Raw genomic sequence first — 21626 nt, 5'->3', positions numbered from 1 at the left:
CTCTTGTAATTTAATCTATTTTAGAATATGTACTATTATTTAATAGACACCTCTTCTGCAGGAACATCAGACTCTTCGTAACGCTCGATACATTTCTGAATGATAGCCTTAGCTTCGTTAACATCTCCCCATCCACCTACGTCTACTTTCTTTTCTTCAAGATCCTTATATACTTGGAAGAAGTGCTCGATTTCTTTTATTAAGTGCGGGTTACAATCAGATAAATCTGCAAGTTTACTTGCTGCAGGATCACTTACTGGCACACAGATTACTTTTTCATCTGGACCTTTCTCGTCTGCCATATGGAATACTCCAATAGGCTTTACCTCAATTACACAACCAGGAAAAGTAGGCTCTGTTACTAATACGAGTACATCAAGAGGATCACCATCTAGCGCGAGAGTTTCTGGAATAAAACCATAATCTGCTGGGTACATCATAGAAGAGAAAATCATACGATCGTAACGCATTCTCTTTAGTTTAAAATCGTACTCATACTTATTACGGCTTCCCTTAGGAATCTCTACTAATACGTCAAATGTTGTTACTTTATCTGCTGTCATAATATATTATATTTCAAATCTCATGTATTTTGATACATAAGAGATGTCTCAATTAATTCACAATATCCTTAGTGTACACTTTATTAAACAACTGCATAACAACTATTTAGTTTAAAATATATTTATTAAGGCGTGCAAAAATACGCTGAAATAGCGATTTAGCCAAATATTGGTGCATTAAGATTAGGTTAGGTGATTAAAAAAACACCCTCCCAAAAAAGCTAATAAGCTATCCTACAATAAGTCTTCCTTAAAAATAAAACCCAAAACTTCCTGTCACTCCTATCTTCCTTGCATCTGGAACAGAATTATAATTTCCTCTAAAGTTAAGGTCAATACGGAACACCTTAAAAATGTTACCCACTCCTACACTATACTCATAATAAGGCTCTACAGATGGGGCTACCATGCTCGGGGTTATTGCTGTAATAGGCTGTCCTTCTTCAAATAGTAAACTCTCAAACGCTGGGCGGTTTAAGTCAATGTTACCTTGAGAGATATTACCTATCACACCACGCACGCTTACTATCTCACGTAAATTCAAATTTTTGAGTAATGGAATACGATTAAAAATGCGGCCTCCAAAGTTGTGTTCTAGCTGTAGTGAGGCATACTCATCTGTTGTAAACTCATAAAAGTTAAGCTGGCTAAAGGTATTGAAGATTGAAAACAGCGACTGGTTACCAGGCACAGGACTTAATAGTGCTAGCGGTACCTCATCAAATGTTTTACCTATTTCTGTAGAGGCTGTTAATGTACCGAGACCTCCTATACGTATTGCCTTCCTAGCAGAAAATTGCACTTTATCATATGCAAAGTCGCTATCAAGTGTCCCTTCTAGTCCACGTGTATAACTCGCATAAAAACTAGGAAACCACTCATTAGTCACTCTACGCTCTACTCCAAAACCTGAAGTTTTCTTTCCTGGCTCCCAGATGGTGGTAAGAACCACTTCTGCTTGTTTTAACTCTCCTGTGGTCGTAGTTTGCGTATCATCTGTAAAATAGTCTAGGCTAAAAGTTTCTGAAGCCGACTCTAAAGTTCTCAGAGAGAAGTCTGCCCTTACTTGCAGGTTACGCACTACTTCTACTTCGGCTGCAATATTTGCTAGCTTGATCGAGGTAAGTTTATCGTTGGTCGCTGTATTTACTAGTGAGGATGATGCTAGATTTCTACCTAGCACGTCTCTAGAGGTTGTAAGGCTCGCTCCTATTTGCTCAACGTCTTGTCTATATCCACCAGAGACAATAAATCTACTCTTTTTATCTAGCAGCCATTTTCCTGAGATTCCAAATTTTCCTTTTTTATCCTTAAATCCGTAGGCTAGAAATCCCTCTAATCTCCACGGGTCATTCTGTGAGAAATAAGTTCTTCCTCCCGTGCGCACACGTAATCCCTCTACCTCATTAAACCCAAAGGTTGAGAATATAGGCCCGTAGTCAAAGTTAAGGCTTGGGATTTCATAGTATCCAGATGCAAGAATGGAGCCTAGATTATAAAGATTTTTAAATTTCTTTACCGTTTTTAAGGTATCAAGCATCTTATAAACCCCTAGCTCATCTTTACTAAGCGCCTCTTTTCTATTTTCTTGCCAGAAGGCATCACTACGATTAAAAACGTCTTTATCGTAGTTATAAACCTGCCTGTCATAAAAGTCCTTTTCTAGCTTATTATCAAAGTTGTGATTATCGTATAGTGTCGTTCGTTTACCATACATACCTCTGGACTCCTCTTTTTCGCGCAAAGCGAAATCAGATAAAAAGTAATCTCTTGAAAGTAAGAAGGTGCTATCATTTACGATATCAAATTCTTGCTCCATGTAAATCTCTTTTACCCAGTTTACATTTGCACTTTTAGAAAGCTGCATATTGATTTCCTTAATGGCCCATGTAGAGTCATTAACCCAGAAATCTCCTTTAAAGGTAAGTTCGTTTTTACGTCTCGGGTAGTAGATAATGTTATAACACCACTTATTGTTGATATAAGCGCTATCTGCAAGTACATAGTTATAGGTTTGGATACCTGTACGAGAAATTGGACTTGTAAAACTCTTGTCAAAAAACTGTAGGTAGTTATCATAGATGTCATAGTCACTATATAGACTTTTTACAAAACCTATGATAGTTTGATTCTCACTAAAACCACTGTTTTTATTACCTTCTAGAATCTCCTTTTCCTTATTAATCTCATTATCCCCATACACTTTTGAAAATGCCTCGTTTACAAAAATAGGCAGGTAGGTTTTTCCAGTAATACGGCTTGTGTCTGTCTGCTCAAAGATGAACTCCATCCCTCTAAAGATGCGGCTATTAATAAGCGCACTATCAATCGTATTAAGATCAAACTCTAGCTTTTCATACTTATCATAAGCATATTGCTTGTACTGTTTTAATCCGTTCTGGCGTTTATTTGCCCATATTTTACGAAGAATATCTACCGCTGGGTTATTCTTCTTATCTGTTTTTCCAGTAAATATGACTACTTCATCAAGCGATCCTGCCTCTTCCTCTAAGACTACTTTCATCTCATAATTTACCTTCTCACTTAAGTCTATCACCTTGTTTGAAAAACCTATAAATGAAAAACGCACTTGATCCCATGTTTGTTCAGACTCAAGATAAAAACGCCCATCTTCATTAGTTATAGTACCCTCATTAGACCCTACAAATATGACATTTACAAAAGGTAAGCCGTTACCATCTGCGTCAAAAATCTCACCACTCACTTTAGTTTGACTAAACAAATTTGCTACGCAAAATATGCTAGCGATGATGAGAAAAAAATTATACTTCATGTTAAACAATCTATGTTGATAGCCTATTAATTGGGGACACCATTATTTAAAACTATGTACCATCAAATCTTTGACAGTACATTTATCACAACCTTACTCAAAGGTGAAATAAATTAAAAAATCCCTTCCAGTTATGAAAGGGATTAAATCTTATTCCGCTTTCGCGAAAATATTATTTATACATCACCTTTCTAACCGCATTTACCACGTCGTCGCTGTTAGGCAACCACTCTTTAAGTAATACTGGTGAGTATGGTGCAGGTGTATCTGCTGTATTTATACGTTGTATAGGAGCATCTAAGTGATCAAAACAATGCGCTTGTACTTGATATGTAATTTCTGTCGAAACGTTTCCAAAAGGCCAAGCCTCTTCAAGAATCACAAGTCTGTTTGTTTTTCTTACAGATTCAAAAATAGCTTCCTTATCTAAAGGTCTTACAGTACGTAAATCAATAATCTCACAAGAAATCCCTTCCTCTGCAAGTTGATCTGCCGCTTTGTAAGCTTCCTTAATAATCTTTCCAAAAGAAACGATTGTTACATCTTTCCCTTCACGCTTAACATCTGCAACACCTATAGGTAATACATATTCTCCATCAGGCACTTCTCCTTTATCACCATACATTTGCTCAGACTCCATGAAAATTACAGGGTCGTTATCACGTATTGCTGCTTTTAAAAGCCCTTTTGCATCATAAGGATTAGAAGGTACTACCACCTTAAGACCTGGTGTGTTTGCAAACCAGTTTTCAAAAGCTTGAGAGTGTGTTGCCCCCAGTTGCCCTGCAGATCCCGTAGGACCACGAAAAACTATAGGACATGGAAACTGGCCTCCAGACATTTGTCTAATTTTGGCAGCGTTATTTATAATCTGATCAATACCTACCAGTGAGAAGTTAAACGTCATATACTCAACAATAGGACGCAGTCCTGTCATTGTGCTTCCTACACCTATTCCTCCAAAACCAAGCTCTGCAATAGGAGTATCAATAACCCTATCTGCTCCAAACTCGTCTAGCATTCCCTTTGACGCCTTATAAGCTCCATTATATTCTGCTACCTCTTCACCCATTAAATAAACAGACTGATCACGGCGCATTTCTTCGCTCATTGCCTCACAAATGGCTTCTCTAAACTGGATTGTTCTCATAATTTATAAACCGCTCCGGCGGAAATTTAATCAAGGTTCCTCATAACATAGAGAATTACCTTATTAATATTGTCTTCTTTAACAATCACAAAAATAAGCAATTCCAAAACCTCAATAAATTACATTTTTGTAAAATTTTACTATGCACGCACAGTAAATTATACTTTTTTATGTTATTTTTGTTACGAAAACGAAATAGTTTAGGATTACGCTTTCGCGAAAGCGTACCTTTATATAAAATATAAATTCTATGAAAATATTAGTGTGCATCAGTCACGTACCTGATACGACATCAAAAATCAACTTCACAGACGGAGATACAAAATTTGATACTAACGGTGTTCAATTTGTAATCAACCCTAACGATGAGTTTGGATTGACACGTGCTATGTGGTTTAAAGAAAAGCAAGGAGCCTCTGTAGACGTAATTAACGTAGGAGGACCAGAAACAGAACCTACATTGCGTAAAGCACTTGCAATAGGGGCAGATACTGCCATCCGTGTAAATGCTGAGGCAAAAGACGGTTTTCAAGTTGCAAAGGAGCTTGCAAAAGTTGTTCAAGATGGAGGTTACGATCTAGTTATTGCTGGACGTGAGTCTATTGACTACAACGGTGGTATGGTACCTGGAATGCTTGCTGGAATTACAGGAGCAAACTTTGTAAACACATGTATTTCTTTAGATATAGATGGCACAACTGCTACAGCGACTAGAGAAATAGATGGTGGAAAAGAAACAGTAAAGACTTCGCTTCCTCTAGTAATAGGAGGTCAAAAAGGTCTTGTAGAAGAAAGCGACCTACGTATTCCTAACATGAGAGGAATCATGATGGCTCGTAAAAAACCATTAAATGTGGTAGAACCTTCTGGAGCTGGGACTGAAACTAACACAGTTTCTTTTGAAAAACCTGCACCTAAAGGAGCTGTTAAGCTTGTAGAAACAGTAGATGAGCTAATCAACCTGTTACATAACGAAGCAAAAGCTATCTAAGTTATCTTATCGTAAGATAGGAGACTTTTTAATCTAATAATAATCCCAAAAAGCAAAACCTCGCGTTCGGCTATTTGGAAATTCTTATAAATATGTCAGTTTTAGTATATACAGAATCAGAAAACGGAGTGTTTAAGAAGGCATCATTAGAAGTTGCTTCTTATGCCAAAGGAATTGCAGATATGATGGGAACATCTGTTACTGCAGTTGCCGTAAATGGTGGAGATACTGCACCATTAGGAACTTATGGAGTAGATAAAGTTCTCAATATAAAAGACGCAAAGCTAGATGCATTTAATGCTGCAGCTTATGCAAAAGGAATCGCAGCTGCTGCAAAGGCAGAAGGTGCTCAAGTGGTAGTTCTTACTCAAAGTGCAAATGCTAAGTACCTTGCTCCTCTTCTAGCAGTAGCGCTAGATGCAGGATATGCATCAAATGTAGTATCACTTCCAGAAAGTGCTTCTCCATTTACAGTAAAGCGTACAGCATTTACAAACAAAGCTTTTAGTAATACAGAAATCTCTACTGAAATTAAAATTGTAGGACTAGGGCAAAACGCTTACGGCCTTAAAGAAGCTTCTGGAGCAGCTGCAACAGAAGATTTTTCTCCAGAATTAGGAGATTTTGGTGTAGAAGTACAATCTGTAGACAAAGCAACAGATAAAGTAGCTATCGCAGATGCAGAAGTTGTAGTTTCAGCAGGTCGCGGACTTAAAGGACCAGAAAACTGGGGAATGATAGAAGAAATGGCAGATATCCTTGGAGCGGCTACAGCTTGTTCTAAGCCTGTGTCAGATCTAGGATGGAGACCTCACGGTGAGCACGTAGGACAAACTGGTAAGCCAGTAGCTTCTAACTTGTATATCGCTATAGGAATCTCTGGAGCAATACAGCACCTAGCAGGAATTAACTCTTCAAAAGTAAAAGTAGTAATCAACAACGACCCAGAAGCTCCTTTCTTTAAAGCAGCAGATTATGGTATCGTAGGTGATGCTTTTGAAGTTGTACCAGAACTTAACGAAAAATTAAGAGCGTTTAAGGCTGCAAATAGCTAAGCAATCACTCTTTAAAACAAAAAATGAGCTTAAATATTTCTTTAAGCTCATTTTTATTTACCACCTTTTACACTGTAAATCTGATAGATAGCGGCATTTTTTGAACCATCAACTCTAGAGAGATAAACTTCTTCACTTATGCAGCCTTTTTCCTATTTTTGCAACTTATGAGCTTAGTGCGTTTAAATATAAAAGGAATATCCTACAGCCAGACTCAGAATGGAGCATATGCTTTGATTCTAACTGAGCAGGGAGGAGAGCGTAAATTACCTATAGTTATAGGAGCCTTTGAGGCACAATCTATTGCAATCGCTTTAGAAAAGGAGATTAAACCACCTCGACCGCTCACACATGATTTGTTTAAGAACTTTGCAGATCGCTTTGATGTCATTATTAAACAAGTAATTATACACAAGCTTGTAGATGGCGTTTTTTACTCTAGCATTATATGCGAGCGTGATAACATTGAAGAAATAATTGATGCTCGTACTAGTGACGCTATATCGCTAGCACTACGTTTTCAAGCGCCTATTTTTACTTACAAAAACATTTTAGACAAAGCAGGGATTTTCTTGAAAGGAAATACAAACCCTGAGGAGTTTACAGAAGATGACGAAATCCTAATGGATGAAATCTTACTAGAAGACGAGACATCTTCTAGTGATAGTGATTACAATAAGTTATCACTGCAAGACTTACACAATAAACTTGATCAAGCTGTAAATAGCGAAGACTATGAAACAGCTGCCCAGTTAAGAGATGAAATCTCAAAACGCAACTAACCCATTTATTATATGCGCAGATTACTACTTACCCTATTGGTATTATTAAGTTCATTTACAGTATTTGCGCAAGAGGCACCTCAAGCGATTATGGATGTAGTTCCATCACAGGGTTTTTCTCTTGAAAGCTTTGGACGTGGAGTACTAGGTATGTTCTCCCTTATACTAATTGCCTTTATATTTAGTAGTAATCGTAAAGCAATAAACTGGAAAACGGTAGCCGTAGGTCTCGCCTTCCAGCTTGTTATTGCTGTCGGAGTTTTAAAGGTAGCTTTTATAGAAAAAATATTTGATTTCATTGGAGGTATATTTGTCGCCATATTAAACTTTACGCTTGCCGGTAGTGATTTCCTTTTTCAAGGTCTTGTGAGTGACACCTCTACCTTTGGATACATTTTTGCTTTTCAAGTATTACCTACCATTATATTCTTCTCTGCACTTACATCAGTTATGTATTACTTTGGAGTTATTCAAAAGGTGGTAAAAGCCTTTGGATGGTTACTTTCTAAGTTATTAGGCATCTCTGGAGCAGAGAGTTTAAGTGTTGCTGGTAATATTTTCTTAGGACAAACCGAAGCACCACTTTTAATAAAAGCATACCTAGAAAAAATGAACAAGTCAGAAATTCTGCTTGTAATGATAGGTGGTATGGCAACAGTAGCCGGAGCTGTCCTTGCAGCATACATAGGCTTTCTAGGTGGTGAAGACGAGGCTCTACGCCTAGTATTTGCAAAGCACCTACTCGCGGCCTCTGTAATGGCTGCACCAGGAGCTATTGTAATATCAAAAATACTATATCCTCAAACTGAAGAAGTAAATACAGACGTAAGTGTATCTAATGACAAAATAGGTGCAAACGTTCTTGACGCTATTGCAAATGGAACTACAGAAGGACTTAGACTTGCTGTAAACGTTGGGGCAATGCTTCTTGTATTTGTTGCATTTATTGCAATGGCAAATGGAGTTTTAGGTTGGATAGGTGAAATCACTACGATTAACGATTGGATTGCAGCAAACTCAGCATATCCTAAGCTTTCTTTAGAGGCTATCTTAGGAACCATCTTTGCTCCTTTAATGTGGCTCATAGGTGTTGCAAGTGAAGACACCACGATGATGGGACAACTACTTGGAATTAAACTAGCAGCCAGTGAATTTGTAGGGTATATTCAGCTAGCAGAACTTAAAAATACTGCAAATGCTATTCACCTCAACAATGAGAAGTCTATCATTATGGCAACCTACATGCTCTGTGGTTTTGCAAACTTTGCATCTATTGGTATACAGATAGGTGGTATTGGATCTCTAGCTCCTGGACAGCGCACACAGCTATCTCGTTTTGGATTAAAAGCATTAATTGGAGGCTCTCTAGCTTCATTAATTTCGGCAACTATTGCAGGGATGATTATTGGTTAAAAACCACATCCATTAGTGTAAATAACTCATTTTCTTTTCGACTTTAGAAGTACGCTTTCGCGAAAGCGTGCCCAGTCATTGTGCCTTATTCTTAAAATCTTAGCCTCTTAGTTTTAATAAATTAACAGCAGGATTTTAAATATGCCATAAAAATATATTAACTTATAGTGTTAAAAAGACTTCTTGAGAATTTACTTAAACTCATTGCTATGAAAACTATTTACAAGCTTACCAAATTAACTTGGGCATGTATACTTATGCTCTTTCCAATACTAATCTTGGCTCAAACTGCCACCACAACCATTAACGGATCTATAAATGACCGCGAAACTAAACAAGCTATAAGCGGAGCAACAATTACTTTAGTTGGAACCAACATAAGCACCATATCAAATACCGAAGGGGATTTTGCTTTAAAAATAATGGAAGCAACAACTAGTCCTTCTCTACTTATTGAAGCCTTAGGATATAAAAACAGCATACAAGATATTGCAAATGTTGACGATGATATAAACATACGCCTATCTCCAAAAAGCGTAGACCTAAGCGAAGTGCAAGTTGTGGGGTACAAATCTGCTAAAGAACTCGTAAAAAAAGTCTTTAATAAAAAGAGAGAAAACTACATAGGTAAACCGCTTAAGATGACAGCATTTTATCGAGAGACTATCAAAAAGAGAAAGAAAAATGCATCACTGGCAGAGGCCGTTGTTTCTATTCAAAAAGAAGGATACATAAGCAACAAAGAGGACCAAATACGCTTACTAAAATCAAGAAAGAGCACGGATTACGCTAAGCTTGATACTATCGCACTCAAGCTACAAGGCGGGCCTTTTAGTACATTATATGTAGATGTAATGAAGTATCCTGAATATATTTTCACTCCAGAAACGATGGATGCTTATCATTTTAGTTTTGCAACGCCTACAGAGCTCAACGGTAAAGATGTGCTAGTTGTAGGCTTTGAGCCAAAACCTAACATCGTAGGTCCTTTATATGCCGGCCAATTGTATGTAAGCGCCACATCACTAGCATTACAAAAAGCAACATTTACACTAGATCTTACAAACGAAATTGAAGTAAACAAGATGTTTGTAAGAAGCAAGCCGAACGGCGTACGAGTGAAAGCAAGAGATATCTCTTATGAAGTAGATTATAGAGAGAAAAATGGAAAATGGTATTACGGCTATGGAAAAGCAAATTTATCTTTTGAGGTCAAAAAGAGAAGACGTCTTTTTAAATCTATTTACACACTCTCTTGCGAGATGGCAGTTACAGACTGGAAAGTAACCACTGCAGATGCTTTTAGTAAAGATGGAGAGATATCACCATCAATCATCATGGCAGATGAAAATCTAGGTTTCGGCGATCCAGAATTTTGGGGTGAGTACAATGTGATAGAACCTGAAAGATCTATTGAAGCAGCCATCAAAAAAATAAAACGTAACCTAGAAAAAGAAGATAATTATCGTGCTTCTTTAGGAGGTAAATAAGACCTCGTTAATAACTCATAACAAGATTATACACCTTGCGTTGTACAACTAGCAAGGTGTATTTATTTTTATACGCTATACGAGAGTAACAGTTAATTACTTTGTGGGACATAGCACCTACTTCAATTACACCAACTCTTTTACAAAAAATCACAGCTGCATCTATGAAACAATATCACGACCTCATCAAACATGTACTAGAAAACGGAAATCAAAAAGGTGACCGCACAGGTACAGGAACTAAGAGCGTTTTTGGGTATCAAATGCGCTTTGATCTCTCTGAAGGATTCCCGATGGTAACAACTAAGAAGTTACACCTCAAATCTATTATTTATGAGTTGTTATGGTTCTTGCAAGGAGATACAAACATCAAATATTTACAAGAAAATGGCGTGCGTATCTGGAATGAGTGGGCAAATGAGAATGGAGACCTAGGTCCCGTTTACGGATACCAATGGCGCAACTGGAATGGCGATGAGATTGATCAAATTAAAGACATTGTAGAAACTCTTAAAACTAATCCTAACAGTCGTAGAATGCTCGTGAGCGCATGGAATCCCTCTGTGATGCCAGACACCTCGGTATCTTTCTCAGAGAATGTTGCAAATGGTAAAGCTGCGCTCCCACCATGCCATGCATTCTTCCAGTTTTATGTTGCAGATGGCAAGTTAAGCTGCCAGTTATATCAACGCAGTGCAGACATATTCTTAGGAGTTCCATTTAATATTGCAAGTTATGCGCTCTTTACAATGATGATGGCGCAAGTTTGTGGTTACGAAGCTGGGGAGTTTATACACACCTTTGGAGATGCTCATATCTACTCAAATCACATGGAACAAGTTGAGCTTCAACTCTCAAGAGATTTTCGTACTTTGCCTACATTAAAAATTAATCCTGATGTAAAAGATATCTTTGGCTTCACTTTTGATGACTTTACTTTAGAAAACTATAATCCGCATCCACATATTAAAGGAGCAGTGGCTATTTAACCCCCAAAACTAACCTACTTACCTTATGAAAAACCTATTATTTGTACTCGCACTTGTAGCAGGAATCACAACTATGAATGCTCAAGAAGGAGTTTACATGAAAAAGTCTACCACATTGAGACTTGAAGAAGTTCCTCCTACATGGCCTGGTTGTACTGGATCTATAAATGCAAAAAACAATTGCTTAAGGCAAAAACTAGCAACCCACGTTGTGCGTAACCTAAAGTTCCCAAGTGATTACCAAAAAGGAGCTCGCGTTGTAGTTGATATGGTTATCAATAAAGAAGGAAAGCCTGTGGTAAATAATGTCACTGGCGGCACTCCTGGGATGCAAAAGGCTGTAAAAACGGCTATCATGACTATCCCACAATTAAAACCCGGAAACATAGGTGGCACTCCTAAAGAGAGTAAACTTAAACTTCCTTTTACATTTTAATATGCGTTACCTTCTATTAAGCTTAGTTTGTATATGTACATTTTTCTCACAAAATGCTCATGCACAAATTAAAAAAGACATTTCATTTACTATAGTAGACACTCCACCTAGATATCCTGGGTGCAAGGGAGCAAATGTTAACTTCCTCAAGGAATGTTTTCGTAATAAGGTAGAAGATTTTATTACAGGTAATTTTGACTTTGAGAAATTTGAGGCACTTTTACCTAAAGGAAACCACAGAGTTTTTGTGCAATTTAGAATACTAGAAGATGGCACTTACGATCAGTTATCTGCGCGCACACCTTATACCTTTATAGAAAAAGAGGCACTTCAAGTTTTATCAGAACTACCACGTTTTAAAGGAGCGATGCACAAAGACGAGCCTAGAAACACACTATTTGCTACCGCATTTACTGTGGTTGTAAATGAAGGCATCACAGGCAAAGAAGACGATAATAATTAATTTTATCACAAAGCTAGCTAGTGCAATAATTTGCACTAGCTCCACCTCTCTTGACGTTGCTATGTGCTCATTTAACAAACATTTATTACGTTATTCCTCCAGTCTAGAGATTCTCACAAGTACGGCTTGCTAAAAAGCCGTAAATTTATATGACTCATAAAAGTCATATATATGATTGCTATAGAAAACCTTGTCCAATTCTTTATTGAAACTCGAGAACACACAGAGAATATCTGTAAACCACTAGAAATTGAAGATTACGTTGTGCAACCCATTGCGGACGTCTCTCCCCCAAAATGGCACCTAGGCCATACTACTTGGTTTTTTGAAGAATTCATTCTTAAGCACCACAAAGAAGGATACACCCTTTTTAGCGAAGATTTTGCATTCGTATTTAATAGTTACTATGAGAGCGTAGGAAAAAGAGTCGTGCGCACAGATCGTGGCAACCTGTCTAGACCTACAGTAGACCAAGTATATGCATATCGCACATACGTCACTCAAGCACTCCAAGAGCTTCTTGAAGAAGAAATTACACCTATAGTAGAAAAACTACTCACCATAGGTATCCACCACGAGAAACAACATCAAGAATTACTAGTTACAGATATTAAATACATCTTGGGCAACAACCCTCTTACTCCTATTTATGAAGGAGAATTACGCTTTCGCGAAAGCAAAAAAGAAACACTACAAAGCTTTATAACCATTAATGAAGGAGTCTATGAGATAGGCCATACTGGAGAAGATTTTTGCTATGATAATGAATTAGGTCGCCACAAAGTGTACCTGCATGACTATCAAATATCAAATACACTAGTAACCAATGGTGAGTGGATTGCATTTATTGAAGCTGGCGGATATCAAGAAACGCTCTTATGGCATTCAGAAGGCTGGGACTGGGTAAACACGCATGAAATAACTGCTCCTATGTATTGGTACCTAATTGATGATGAATGGCACCAATACACTCTTAATAATGGGTTACAAAAAATAAATCCAGACGAGACACTTGCACATATTTCTTATTACGAAGCTTTTGCATTTGCACAGTGGAAAGGAATGAGATTACCCACAGAATTTGAGTGGGAAGTCGCTAGCTCACAACTAGACTGGGGTGATCGTTGGGAATGGACAGAAAGCTCATACTTGCCTTATCCAGGATATACCAAAGAAGAGGGCGCTCTAGGAGAATACAACGGAAAATTCATGGTTAACCAAAAAGTTTTAAGAGGCGGATCTGTAGCAACACCGCCTAAACATACTAGACATACCTATCGCAATTTCTTTCAAACCGGACTACGCTGGCAATTTACAGGCTTACGCCTTGCCAAATAACAGTGAAAGTATTTATAAAAACCCACGACATAAACGTCTATGACGACCAAAACTACTACCATCACATCTGCATTTAGTCAAGAAGTAACCGAAGGACTCACATCCTTTCCAAAGTTCCTATCTTCAAAGTATATCTATGATAAAAAAGGCGACAAGCTTTTTCAAGATATTATGGCGATGCCTTCCTACTATCTCACAAACTGCGAGTTTGAAATTTTTGAAACACATAAAGAATCGATTTCAAAAGCCTTTACAGACAGTAACGGTTTTGACCTCATAGAACTAGGCGCTGGAGATGGTAAAAAAACTAAAGTGCTTTTAAAACATTTAATAGAAAGAGGCGACAACTTCACATACTTACCTATTGACATAAGTCAGAATGTACTTGATGGACTTAAAGAAAGTGTAGAAAGAGAAATACCCGGTATTAATATAAAACCACAACAGGGTACTTATTTTGAAGTTCTTGAAGATGTTGCTGGATACAATGAACGCAAGAAAGTTATTATGGTGCTGGGTTCAAACATAGGTAATCTTCTACACCCACAAGCTATAGATTTCCTTACAAATATCCAGAAAGCAATGACTCCTGGAGATTTGCTTTATATGGGGTTTGATCAAAAGAAAAACCCGCAGACTATTCTTGATGCTTATAACGATCCAGAAGGTATTACTGAGGCATTCAATAAAAACTTACTGCACCGTATTAATAATGAAATGGAGGCAGATTTTAATCCTGATAATTTCAAACACTGGGAAGTATACGATCCAGAGACTGGTACTGCCAAAAGTTATTTGGTAAGTACAAAAGACCAATCTGTAACTATAAAATCACTAGACCTTACTGTAGATTTTACAGCATGGGAAACTATTCACACAGAGATTAGCCAAAAGTACGATGATAACATAGTACAGTGGCTAGCTGGGGAATCTGGGCTTGAGATAATAAATGAATTCTCAGACAGTAAATCTTACTATAAAAACTATTTATTCAAGAAGAAATAAATATCAATACACACGCAAAGGCAACTTCTCACATTTAAAAAAACTATTATGAAAGCAATATGGAATAATCAAGTGATAGCAGAAAGTAATGACACCGTAGTTATTGAAAACAATCACTACTTCCCTCATGACGCCATTAAAAAAGAATTTTTTTCGTCCAGTGATTTGCAGAGCACCTGCCCATGGAAAGGTGTCGCTTCTTATTACACCGTTACCGTAGATGGAAAAGAAAATAAAGACGCTGCCTGGTTTTATCCAGAAGTGAGCGAACTAGCAAAAGGAATTAAAAACCACGTTGCCTTCTGGAGAGGTATAGAAGTAGTAGAATAACGAATTACTCAATACTAAAACAGCCATTTCATATAGCTATGAAATGGCTGTTTTAAATTATATGAATATATAATTGGTTATTATAATTCGAGGACACTATTTTCTGTTGCTGCATAGTCGTTATATTGAAAACGATCTGCTTCTGCCTCATTTACCCACTCACCATCTACTACGTAGCGAAACTCGTAAGAATTATCTGTTGGAATATCAAAAGTTCCTTTAAAGGTTCCATTTTTTAATTTCTTGAGAGATGTAGATGTGTCCCAGTTATTAAAATCACCAGCAACAGCTACAGAACTTGCGTGTGCCGCAGGTATTGCAAAAGTAACTTTACAAACAGGTTTTGTTTTTAAAAATTTTTTTGTGACTGCCATAATAAGAGGTTTAAAAATACACTCAAATATAGCAGGATAATTACTTAAAAAACAGCATATCAATAGTTTAACCTTATTTTTACGATATAACAATATTAGGAGCTTCAAAATTAAAAAGCCGCAAAGCGAAAACGTTTGCACTTTTTAAAAAACTAGTAAGTGCTTATTACAAATCATAGTATTTGCACTATACCCATCATAAAATTGACCAAAAAATTTTATTTAAGGCTACAAAGAGCTAGCAGTTTATTAAGATCATCTTCTGTATTAAAATAATGAAACCCTACCCTCACACCTTCACCTCGTGCAATAGTTATAATGCCTTCATTTCTTAAACGCTCCACAAGCTTATCATCTCCCTTAATATTAAAAAAAGATCCGTGGTCTACTCGATCTATAATTTCTTTTGAAATAAGTCCTCTCTCTGCAAAGGCTTCTTTTGCCTTAGTATTGATAGCTTTGATTTTTTCATCTATAGTCTTCATTCCTAGCTGTCGTATCACATCAATGGCAACTCCTAAGCTGCCATAGTTAAGTGTGTCTTGATGTCCCGGCTCAAACCTTCCTAAAAAACTACCTTCTTGAGGTTTATATTTTCCTTGTATAGAATTGAAACCCGTGGTTCTAGGAGCAACATGTTCTGCTACAGATTCTTTAAACAAAAACAGTGCATTACCATATCCAGCATTCATCCACTTATAGTTACTACCTCCTATCGCGTCAAATGCAGAGTTATCAAAATCAAATACTTCGGTGCCCAGATATTGAGTGGCATCTGCAAGAAATAAGGTGTCTGGATATTTTGACTTTAAATCTTTTAAAAATTTATGATTGATTTTAATACCAGATAACCACTGTACCATAGAAAAGGCAAATATATCGGGTTGCGCTTTCGCGAAAGCGGTTGCTATCTCCTCCTCAATAGCACCAGTGATTTTTATATAACTCAAGTTAAAGTCTCGACTCTCAAAAGGCCAATTTACCGAAGGATAATCTCCCTCCAACAAGAGTACTTTTTTATGCGTTGTGATCCCCTCGACTAGCGTATTAAATCCGTAAGAAAAATTAGGTACAAGTGCCACTCTGTTTGCTTTACAAGAATAAAGCTTACCTACCTTTTCTCGCACACTTGTAAGCACCTTAGCTTGATTTTCTTTAAGTATGCTACCTTGTATAAGAAAATCGAGATCATGTTCTTGACGCCACTCCATGACAGGTAACGACAGTAAGCCCGAACCCGCAGTATTGAGATAGGTATATTGTTTTAAAATAGGAAAGAGTTTTGCAAAATTTTTCATAAGCTATTTACTATTGACGCTCAAAAAGGCTAATTTTATATCACCATATAAAGGTCGCATTTTATGTCACTATTTTCAAAGAAAACTACTACTTCTATTGATCCAGTTCAAAAAGAGCTCATTGAAAACGCGCAAGCACGCGTACGTCAAAAGAAGAATCTCTATAGACACTTTGTTACTTTTCTAGCAGGCGCAATATTACTTATAGTAATTAACCAGGTACTTCATGTAGGAGAAGAATTTAAGCCATTCCAAAGGCCATGGTTTGTCTGGGCAATACTTTTATGGACCTTCTTTTTTCTAATTCACCTCATAAATGTATTACTCATGAGTAAGTTTATGAATAAAGAGTGGGAACAAAAACACCTTGATAGACTTGTTACAAAGCAGAAAGTACGTATAGCAGAGCTAGAAGAAAGTGTAGCGCAATCACATCCATTACCAGAAAAAAAAAGTCCCGTAATGAGGGATCCATCCTTACCACTAGACGATCAGAATACACTCCTATGATAACAATGATTGCCGCAGCTGCAGAAAATAATGCTTTAGGAAAAGATGGCAACATCCCTTGGCATTTACCAGATGATTTTAAGCACTTCAAACAGTTAACTACTGGTCACCATATTATAATGGGACGTAAGACTTGGGAATCTTTACCTAGGCCGTTGCCTAATCGCACGCATATAGTGATCACTCGTGACCTAAATTACAAGGCAGAAAATGCTATCGTAGTGCATTCTCTAGAAGACGCACTCGCTTACAGTAAAGACGAGCAACAAGTTTTTATTATAGGTGGTGGAGAGATTTACACGCTAGGTATGGACTATGCAACACACATAGAACTCACACGAGTACATAATGAATATGAGGCCGATGCCTTCTTCCCTACCATAGACACTAATACTTGGAAACTTACAAAAAGTGTTTTTCACGATGTAGATGACAGGCATAAAAGTGGCTTTACTTTTGAAACTTGGAAGAAAACCACATAAGTCTACATTCTAATTTTTCACGCTTTCGCGAAAGCGTAACAACCACGGGTATCTTCTAGGTTTTGTATTTTTACCCCAACAAATGAATTCTTAATTATGAAAGCATATATATTTCCAGGACAAGGAGCCCAATTTTCAGGAATGGGTCTAGATATTTTTGAAAAGTACCCTGCTGCTCAAAGTCTTTTTTTAAAGGCAAATGATGTATTAGGTTTTAATATTACAGATGTAATGTTTGAAGGATCTGCAGAGGATTTAAAGCAAACTAACGTTACACAACCTGCCATATTCATCCATTCAATCGCTATCAAAACGGTGATGACAGATTTTAAACCTTCTATGGTTGCTGGTCACTCTCTAGGTGAGTTCTCTGCACTAGTGGCAAGTGGTGCGTTAGATTTTGAAGATGGTCTTAAGCTAGTAAGTAAACGCGCTCAGGCAATGCAAAAAGCATGTGAATTGCAACCTTCTACTATGGCGGCAGTTTTAGGTCTTGAGGATCACGTTGTAGAAGAAGTTTGTAATGAAATTTCTGGTGTTGTTGTAGCAGCAAACTACAATTGCCCTGGCCAGCTTGTTATTTCTGGTGAGGTAGAAGCTATCAATAAAGCTTGTGAGGCTATGAAGGAAAAAGGTGCTCGCCGCGCTTTAGTACTGCCAGTAGGTGGTGCTTTCCACTCTCCTATGATGGAGCCAGCTCGTGAAGAACTAGCCGCAGCGATAGAGAATACAGTTTTTAAAAACCCAGTATGCCCTATCTATCAAAACGTAACCGCTAGTGCTGTTACAAGTGCTAGCGAGATTCAAAAAAATCTTATCGCACAGCTTACTGCTCCTGTAAGATGGACACAAACTATACAACAAATGATAACAGATGGATCTACTGAGTTTATAGAAGTAGGTCCAGGTAAGGTTTTACAAGGTCTTATGAGAAAGATAAACAGAGATGTAACTGCAAGCAGCGCAGCGCTTCCAGAATAAATTATAAACATATATCCATAAAAAAACCAGCCCTAGGGCTGGTTTTTTATTGTTTAAAAATTACAATGTTTCAATGCATTGCAATTTCTATAAACTATATATGACTTAGTTTACTGCTTTTTTTACAGCATCACCAGCTTTAGTTGCAGCATCTTTAGTAGCGTTTGCAGCGTTGTTTGCAGCGTCTTTAGTTGCATTTACAGCATCATTTGCAGCATCTTTAGTTGCGTTTGCAGCATCTTTTACAGCATCACCAGTTGCGTTTGCAGCATCCTTTGCACCTTCCATTGTTGCGTTTGCAGCATCCTTTACAGAATCTCCAGCTTCTTTTACAGCGTTTCCAGTTGCATCAACAGCATCACCTGCAGCATCTTTTACAGAGTTTCCTGCGTCATTTAAAGCATCACCAGTTGCATTTGCCGCGTTTTCAACAGCATTTCCAGCTTCGTTTGCTTTTTCTTCCATTTCTCTACAAGAAACAGCACCTACGATTAATGCTAAAGCAGCAACATTTAAAATAAATCTTTTCATAATTCAAATTTGTTTGGATAATTAGATGCGCGAATTTAACATAATTTCACATTCTCATAACAGAAAATATTTAATATCTGTAGTAATTATCGACAAAATGCAAATTTCTTAGCCATTACGTCAAAATCTTAACGATTTTAGATAAATCTTAGCATCAATTGCATTTCCTGGATTTTTCAAAAAAAATTAATAAAACAATTTATTATAGGAATTATTCCTAATTTTCATACATTTACCTTATGGGCATAAACGATTTACCTTCAGAAATACGCAGATTTAAGGAAGTACGAGAAGATCACGACTTCACACAAGCAGAATTTGCAGATAAATTAGGGATAAAAAATAGCACGGCAGATATAGAACGTGGCAGAACTAAACTATCTGGACAAGTTATTACAGAGCTCCTTAGACTCTTTAATATCAACCCTTTGTGGATTTACGGTTATAGTAAGCAAAAATACCTCAATACAGATAAAAGTGATGTAAGTCCAAAAGTTGTTATTGTTGATAAAGATGATAATGAAAATATGGTGCTGGTTAATCAAAAAGCCGCAGCCGGATATCCTAATAATATTGCAGATGTAGAATGGTATCAAAAGCTCCCAGCGTTTGACTTTCCAATACCACAATATCGCAATGCAACTTACAGAGGGTTTCAAATAGAAGGCGATAGTATGATGCCTAGCTTTAGACCAGAAGACTGGGTACTTGCAAAAGGGGTAGAGAGCCTAGAATATGCTAGTGACAATAAAGTGTATGTCATTGTCTTACAAGACGCAGTAGTCGTTAAGAAATTACAGAAAATGCCAGATGGGAAGAAGGTGTTATTAATATCCATAAATGAAGAGTACGTGCCTTATGAGGTAGCGGTAAGTGACATTCAAGAAATATGGCAAGTTAACAGCAAGCTCACTTTTAATCTTGATGAAGGAAGCAGCAATAGCTTACTTAAAGAACTCCAGCAATCCATGCTTGATCTCAAAGCACAAATGACTCAATTTAAAGCATAAAAAAAGGTCGATAACTCATAGAGTTATCGACCTTTTAAAATATAAGTTTGACAGTTAGTTGTCAGTTTTTACTTTTACCTCTCCATCTTCATCTACTTTTACCTTAGTTTCAGAACCGTCTTCGCCTTCTACTTTTAATTTGTAGCCATCGTCGGTATCTTTTTCCTTAGTTATCTCACCGTTAGCCTTTGCTTCTTCTATAATAACTTCGGCTTCAGTTTTCTTTTCTTTACATGATGTAAATGATACCGCAAGGACACCAAGAGCTATAGCTCCTATTTTTAATGATTTCATAATTTTAAATTTTGGTTGTTTGAAAAAAAATAGCTGTTAGACTTAATTATCGTCTGTACCGCCAGTACCTGTATTCTCTTTGATCTCGTCAACACCTTCTTCTATTGCATCTCCAGCGTCATCCATAGCGTCTTCTACATCATCTCCATTATCTGTAGATACTTCAACAGTTTTATTCTCCCTACAAGAAGTAAGTGTAAATGACGTCCCTAAAAGAGCTACAAGTGCTAGACTTAAAAAAATTCTTTTCATTTTAATTAAATTAAATAGTTAATTAAATGATATACGAACGCCACAACGTTTTAGTTGTCGTCACCTATTTTTTCTATCTCTTCGTTAATTTCTTCATTTACTTTATTATCTACTTTCTTTGCAGCTCTTTCTAAGATACCTTCACGTTCTTTTTCGCTTTCTACTTGAACTTCTTTTACAACTGTAGTTTCTTTTACCTCTGTCTCTCTACAACTTGCTACGGTAAACGATGCAATTAATAGTGCGATAATTGTAATATTTCTTGTTTTCATAATTTGGTTGTTAATTACTGTACAAATGTATCCTAACGAGAATGTTGTATTCCAAAATTTGAAACCAATGTTTTCTAAATCATTCGTTAACTTTTGAATATGCAGATCATTTATAGATAAAAACTGTTAATTTTATTTCCATGAATTTTAGAGACACTTACAATTTCTTAGAACGACTACAACAGAACAACACAAAAGAGTGGATGGATACTCATAGAAGTGAATATCATCATATACGAGACAATCACATCAAATGGCTCAATCACCTTAATGATAAACTCGCCCAATTTGATCCTGAGTATTTTGATACTCCAGGTAAAAAAGCGATTAATCGCATTAATAACAATTTGATGTTTCATCCAAACAAGCCTATTTACAAAGACCACATAGGCGCAGGACTAGATCAGAAAACAAAACAAGGAGATTTTTATATTGAAATTGGCCTCAATCAAAACTTACTAGCAGGAGGCTTTTGGAGACCTAAGAAAGAGATACTACAAAGTATCCGAGAAGCTATAGACTATAATGGTGAGGAGTTAAAAGCTATTATCAACAAGCCTAGTTTTATAAAAACCTTTGGTGGTTTATGGGAAGATGACAAACTTAAAACAGCTCCAAAAGGATTTTCTAAAGATCACCCACACATAGATTTATTAAGAAACAAAACATTTGCAGTAGAAGTAACACTCTCACAAGAACAAGTACTAGCAGACGACTTTGAGAAAACAATTGTTTCTGTCTATAAAGAGATGCTCCCCTTTAGAAGATACTTAAGACAGGCTGTATCTATAGTAACTTAGAATCTGTCCTTTAGTTTTAAGCA

The 21626-nt window shown here is 36.9% G+C and carries 25 protein-coding genes; 16 read left to right on the top strand and 9 right to left on the bottom strand.

Annotated elements, in window-relative coordinates; genetic code table 11:
• Window positions 1-35: 35 nt before the first annotated feature.
• The 3 genes from SJY23_RS06875 to SJY23_RS06865 all read right to left on the bottom strand — a co-directional run bounded on the left by SJY23_RS06875 (window position 36) and on the right by SJY23_RS06865 (window position 4507).
• On the bottom strand, window positions 36-563 hold the full coding sequence (locus SJY23_RS06875) for an inorganic diphosphatase (protein WP_035334660.1): 528 nt from the start codon (window positions 561-563) through the stop codon (window positions 36-38).
• Between the two features lie 250 nt (window positions 564-813).
• Window positions 814-3357 carry a DUF5686 family protein gene (locus SJY23_RS06870; RefSeq protein WP_396597958.1) on the bottom strand — a complete coding sequence of 848 codons (2544 nt, stop codon included), beginning with the start codon at window positions 3355-3357 and terminating at the stop codon, window positions 814-816.
• 172 nt (window positions 3358-3529) lie between these two features.
• Window positions 3530-4507: a pyruvate dehydrogenase complex E1 component subunit beta gene (locus SJY23_RS06865; RefSeq protein ID WP_035334662.1), complete on the bottom strand. Its 978-nt coding sequence runs from the start codon at window positions 4505-4507 to the stop codon at window positions 3530-3532.
• Between the two features lie 250 nt (window positions 4508-4757).
• Between SJY23_RS06865 and SJY23_RS06860 the strand changes: the two genes are divergently transcribed.
• The 11 genes from SJY23_RS06860 to SJY23_RS06810 all read left to right on the top strand — a co-directional run bounded on the left by SJY23_RS06860 (window position 4758) and on the right by SJY23_RS06810 (window position 14799).
• Window positions 4758-5498, top strand: a complete 741-nt coding sequence (locus SJY23_RS06860) for an electron transfer flavoprotein subunit beta/FixA family protein (protein ID WP_396597957.1) — start codon at window positions 4758-4760, stop codon at window positions 5496-5498.
• A 92-nt stretch (window positions 5499-5590) separates the two neighbouring features.
• Entirely contained in the window at window positions 5591-6553 is a 963-nt protein-coding gene (locus tag SJY23_RS06855; RefSeq protein WP_035334664.1) for an electron transfer flavoprotein subunit alpha/FixB family protein, read from the top strand.
• Window positions 6554-6720: 167 nt separating this feature from the next.
• On the top strand, window positions 6721-7335 hold the full coding sequence (locus SJY23_RS06850; RefSeq protein ID WP_035337916.1) for a bifunctional nuclease family protein: 615 nt from the start codon (window positions 6721-6723) through the stop codon (window positions 7333-7335).
• A gap of 12 nt (window positions 7336-7347) precedes the next feature.
• Entirely contained in the window at window positions 7348-8748 is a 1401-nt protein-coding gene (locus tag SJY23_RS06845) for a NupC/NupG family nucleoside CNT transporter (RefSeq protein WP_035334665.1), read from the top strand.
• Window positions 8749-8957: 209 nt separating this feature from the next.
• Window positions 8958-10238 (top strand): carboxypeptidase-like regulatory domain-containing protein, encoded by a 1281-nt coding sequence (locus tag SJY23_RS06840; RefSeq protein ID WP_396597956.1) that lies wholly within the window; start codon window positions 8958-8960, stop codon window positions 10236-10238.
• Between the two features lie 164 nt (window positions 10239-10402).
• Window positions 10403-11227 carry a thymidylate synthase gene (locus SJY23_RS06835; RefSeq protein WP_396597955.1) on the top strand — a complete coding sequence of 275 codons (825 nt, stop codon included), beginning with the start codon at window positions 10403-10405 and terminating at the stop codon, window positions 11225-11227.
• A 25-nt stretch (window positions 11228-11252) separates the two neighbouring features.
• A complete protein-coding gene (locus SJY23_RS06830; protein ID WP_396597954.1) occupies window positions 11253-11663 on the top strand; it encodes an energy transducer TonB in 411 nt (136 codons plus the stop codon).
• A 1-nt stretch (window position 11664) separates the two neighbouring features.
• Complete coding sequence (locus tag SJY23_RS06825; RefSeq protein WP_396597953.1) at window positions 11665-12126, top strand: hypothetical protein; 462 nt, start codon at window positions 11665-11667, stop codon at window positions 12124-12126.
• Between the two features lie 171 nt (window positions 12127-12297).
• Window positions 12298-13464 (top strand): ergothioneine biosynthesis protein EgtB, encoded by a 1167-nt coding sequence (gene egtB, locus SJY23_RS06820; protein WP_396597952.1) that lies wholly within the window; start codon window positions 12298-12300, stop codon window positions 13462-13464.
• A 39-nt stretch (window positions 13465-13503) separates the two neighbouring features.
• Window positions 13504-14469: an L-histidine N(alpha)-methyltransferase gene (locus SJY23_RS06815; protein ID WP_396597951.1), complete on the top strand. Its 966-nt coding sequence runs from the start codon at window positions 13504-13506 to the stop codon at window positions 14467-14469.
• Between the two features lie 48 nt (window positions 14470-14517).
• The gene (locus tag SJY23_RS06810) at window positions 14518-14799 is read left to right on the top strand and encodes a DUF427 domain-containing protein (protein ID WP_035334670.1); all 282 of its coding nucleotides are present in this window, start codon (window positions 14518-14520) and stop codon (window positions 14797-14799) included.
• An 80-nt stretch (window positions 14800-14879) separates the two neighbouring features.
• On the opposite strand, the gene SJY23_RS06805 is transcribed toward SJY23_RS06810, so the two are convergent.
• Together SJY23_RS06805 and SJY23_RS06800 are read right to left on the bottom strand one after the other, a co-directional pair.
• Complete coding sequence (locus tag SJY23_RS06805; RefSeq protein ID WP_035334671.1) at window positions 14880-15173, bottom strand: isoamylase early set domain-containing protein; 294 nt, start codon at window positions 15171-15173, stop codon at window positions 14880-14882.
• Between the two features lie 218 nt (window positions 15174-15391).
• Window positions 15392-16471: an aminotransferase class V-fold PLP-dependent enzyme gene (locus SJY23_RS06800; protein ID WP_396597950.1), complete on the bottom strand. Its 1080-nt coding sequence runs from the start codon at window positions 16469-16471 to the stop codon at window positions 15392-15394.
• 63 nt (window positions 16472-16534) lie between these two features.
• On the opposite strand from SJY23_RS06800, the gene SJY23_RS06795 reads away from it, so the two are divergent.
• From SJY23_RS06795 to fabD, 3 genes are all read left to right on the top strand, one after another.
• Entirely contained in the window at window positions 16535-16981 is a 447-nt protein-coding gene (locus SJY23_RS06795) for a 2TM domain-containing protein (RefSeq protein ID WP_396597949.1), read from the top strand.
• The gene (locus SJY23_RS06790; protein ID WP_396597948.1) at window positions 16978-17463 is read left to right on the top strand and encodes a dihydrofolate reductase; all 486 of its coding nucleotides are present in this window, start codon (window positions 16978-16980) and stop codon (window positions 17461-17463) included. The genes SJY23_RS06795 and SJY23_RS06790 overlap by 4 nt, the downstream gene beginning before the upstream one ends.
• Before the next feature lie 96 nt (window positions 17464-17559).
• Window positions 17560-18444 (top strand): ACP S-malonyltransferase, encoded by an 885-nt coding sequence (fabD, locus tag SJY23_RS06785; protein ID WP_396597947.1) that lies wholly within the window; start codon window positions 17560-17562, stop codon window positions 18442-18444.
• Window positions 18445-18549: 105 nt separating this feature from the next.
• On the opposite strand, the gene SJY23_RS06780 is transcribed toward fabD, so the two are convergent.
• On the bottom strand, window positions 18550-18975 hold the full coding sequence (locus SJY23_RS06780; protein ID WP_396597946.1) for a hypothetical protein: 426 nt from the start codon (window positions 18973-18975) through the stop codon (window positions 18550-18552).
• Between the two features lie 239 nt (window positions 18976-19214).
• Here SJY23_RS06780 and SJY23_RS06775 point away from each other — a divergent pair, with 239 nt between their 5' ends.
• Window positions 19215-19985, top strand: coding sequence for a LexA family transcriptional regulator (locus tag SJY23_RS06775; RefSeq protein WP_035334677.1), 771 nt, complete (start codon window positions 19215-19217; stop codon window positions 19983-19985).
• A 54-nt stretch (window positions 19986-20039) separates the two neighbouring features.
• Here SJY23_RS06775 and SJY23_RS06770 read toward each other — a convergent pair whose 3' ends face one another.
• Genes SJY23_RS06770 through SJY23_RS06760 form a run of 3 tightly spaced genes read right to left on the bottom strand, consistent with a single transcriptional unit; the run spans window position 20040 to window position 20803 of the window.
• Complete coding sequence (locus SJY23_RS06770) at window positions 20040-20279, bottom strand: hypothetical protein (protein WP_396597945.1); 240 nt, start codon at window positions 20277-20279, stop codon at window positions 20040-20042.
• Window positions 20280-20321: 42 nt separating this feature from the next.
• The gene (locus tag SJY23_RS06765; protein WP_396597944.1) at window positions 20322-20531 is read right to left on the bottom strand and encodes a hypothetical protein; all 210 of its coding nucleotides are present in this window, start codon (window positions 20529-20531) and stop codon (window positions 20322-20324) included.
• A 50-nt stretch (window positions 20532-20581) separates the two neighbouring features.
• Window positions 20582-20803, bottom strand: a complete 222-nt coding sequence (locus SJY23_RS06760) for a hypothetical protein (protein ID WP_396597943.1) — start codon at window positions 20801-20803, stop codon at window positions 20582-20584.
• A 140-nt stretch (window positions 20804-20943) separates the two neighbouring features.
• On the opposite strand from SJY23_RS06760, the gene SJY23_RS06755 reads away from it, so the two are divergent.
• A complete protein-coding gene (locus SJY23_RS06755; protein WP_396597942.1) occupies window positions 20944-21603 on the top strand; it encodes a DUF2461 domain-containing protein in 660 nt (219 codons plus the stop codon).
• Window positions 21604-21626 lie beyond the last annotated feature (23 nt).

Source organism: Dokdonia sp. R86516 (genome assembly GCF_044596715.1).
Classification (GTDB): Bacteria; Bacteroidota; Bacteroidia; order Flavobacteriales; family Flavobacteriaceae; genus Dokdonia.
Note: the sequence above shows the minus strand (reverse complement) of the source record. Positions and strands in the feature narration are given on the sequence as shown.

Excerpts from the sequence above, each read along its gene's own strand:
- SJY23_RS06865 (WP_035334662.1), bottom strand. The coding sequence starts at position 4,507 with ATGAGAACAATCCAGTTTAGAGAAGCCATTTGTGAGGCAATGAGCGAA.
- SJY23_RS06860 (WP_396597957.1), top strand. The coding sequence starts at position 4,758 with ATGAAAATATTAGTGTGCATCAGTCACGTACCTGATACGACATCAAAA.
- SJY23_RS06825 (WP_396597953.1), top strand. The coding sequence starts at position 11,665 with ATGCGTTACCTTCTATTAAGCTTAGTTTGTATATGTACATTTTTCTCA.
- SJY23_RS06760 (WP_396597943.1), bottom strand. The coding sequence starts at position 20,803 with ATGAAAACAAGAAATATTACAATTATCGCACTATTAATTGCATCGTTT.
- SJY23_RS06815 (WP_396597951.1), top strand. The coding sequence starts at position 13,504 with ATGACGACCAAAACTACTACCATCACATCTGCATTTAGTCAAGAAGTA.
- SJY23_RS06780 (WP_396597946.1), bottom strand. The coding sequence starts at position 18,975 with ATGAAAAGATTTATTTTAAATGTTGCTGCTTTAGCATTAATCGTAGGT.
- fabD (WP_396597947.1), top strand. The coding sequence starts at position 17,560 with ATGAAAGCATATATATTTCCAGGACAAGGAGCCCAATTTTCAGGAATG.
- egtB (WP_396597952.1), top strand. The coding sequence starts at position 12,298 with ATGATTGCTATAGAAAACCTTGTCCAATTCTTTATTGAAACTCGAGAA.
- SJY23_RS06775 (WP_035334677.1), top strand. The coding sequence starts at position 19,215 with ATGGGCATAAACGATTTACCTTCAGAAATACGCAGATTTAAGGAAGTA.
- SJY23_RS06755 (WP_396597942.1), top strand. The coding sequence starts at position 20,944 with ATGAATTTTAGAGACACTTACAATTTCTTAGAACGACTACAACAGAAC.
- SJY23_RS06800 (WP_396597950.1), bottom strand. The coding sequence starts at position 16,471 with ATGAAAAATTTTGCAAAACTCTTTCCTATTTTAAAACAATATACCTAT.
- SJY23_RS06855 (WP_035334664.1), top strand. The coding sequence starts at position 5,591 with ATGTCAGTTTTAGTATATACAGAATCAGAAAACGGAGTGTTTAAGAAG.
- SJY23_RS06795 (WP_396597949.1), top strand. The coding sequence starts at position 16,535 with ATGTCACTATTTTCAAAGAAAACTACTACTTCTATTGATCCAGTTCAA.
- SJY23_RS06845 (WP_035334665.1), top strand. The coding sequence starts at position 7,348 with ATGCGCAGATTACTACTTACCCTATTGGTATTATTAAGTTCATTTACA.
- SJY23_RS06830 (WP_396597954.1), top strand. The coding sequence starts at position 11,253 with ATGAAAAACCTATTATTTGTACTCGCACTTGTAGCAGGAATCACAACT.
- SJY23_RS06835 (WP_396597955.1), top strand. The coding sequence starts at position 10,403 with ATGAAACAATATCACGACCTCATCAAACATGTACTAGAAAACGGAAAT.
- SJY23_RS06810 (WP_035334670.1), top strand. The coding sequence starts at position 14,518 with ATGAAAGCAATATGGAATAATCAAGTGATAGCAGAAAGTAATGACACC.
- SJY23_RS06790 (WP_396597948.1), top strand. The coding sequence starts at position 16,978 with ATGATAACAATGATTGCCGCAGCTGCAGAAAATAATGCTTTAGGAAAA.
- SJY23_RS06840 (WP_396597956.1), top strand. The coding sequence starts at position 8,958 with ATGAAAACTATTTACAAGCTTACCAAATTAACTTGGGCATGTATACTT.
- SJY23_RS06805 (WP_035334671.1), bottom strand. The coding sequence starts at position 15,173 with ATGGCAGTCACAAAAAAATTTTTAAAAACAAAACCTGTTTGTAAAGTT.
- SJY23_RS06850 (WP_035337916.1), top strand. The coding sequence starts at position 6,721 with ATGAGCTTAGTGCGTTTAAATATAAAAGGAATATCCTACAGCCAGACT.
- SJY23_RS06875 (WP_035334660.1), bottom strand. The coding sequence starts at position 563 with ATGACAGCAGATAAAGTAACAACATTTGACGTATTAGTAGAGATTCCT.
- SJY23_RS06870 (WP_396597958.1), bottom strand. The coding sequence starts at position 3,357 with ATGAAGTATAATTTTTTTCTCATCATCGCTAGCATATTTTGCGTAGCA.
- SJY23_RS06765 (WP_396597944.1), bottom strand. The coding sequence starts at position 20,531 with ATGAAAAGAATTTTTTTAAGTCTAGCACTTGTAGCTCTTTTAGGGACG.
- SJY23_RS06770 (WP_396597945.1), bottom strand. The coding sequence starts at position 20,279 with ATGAAATCATTAAAAATAGGAGCTATAGCTCTTGGTGTCCTTGCGGTA.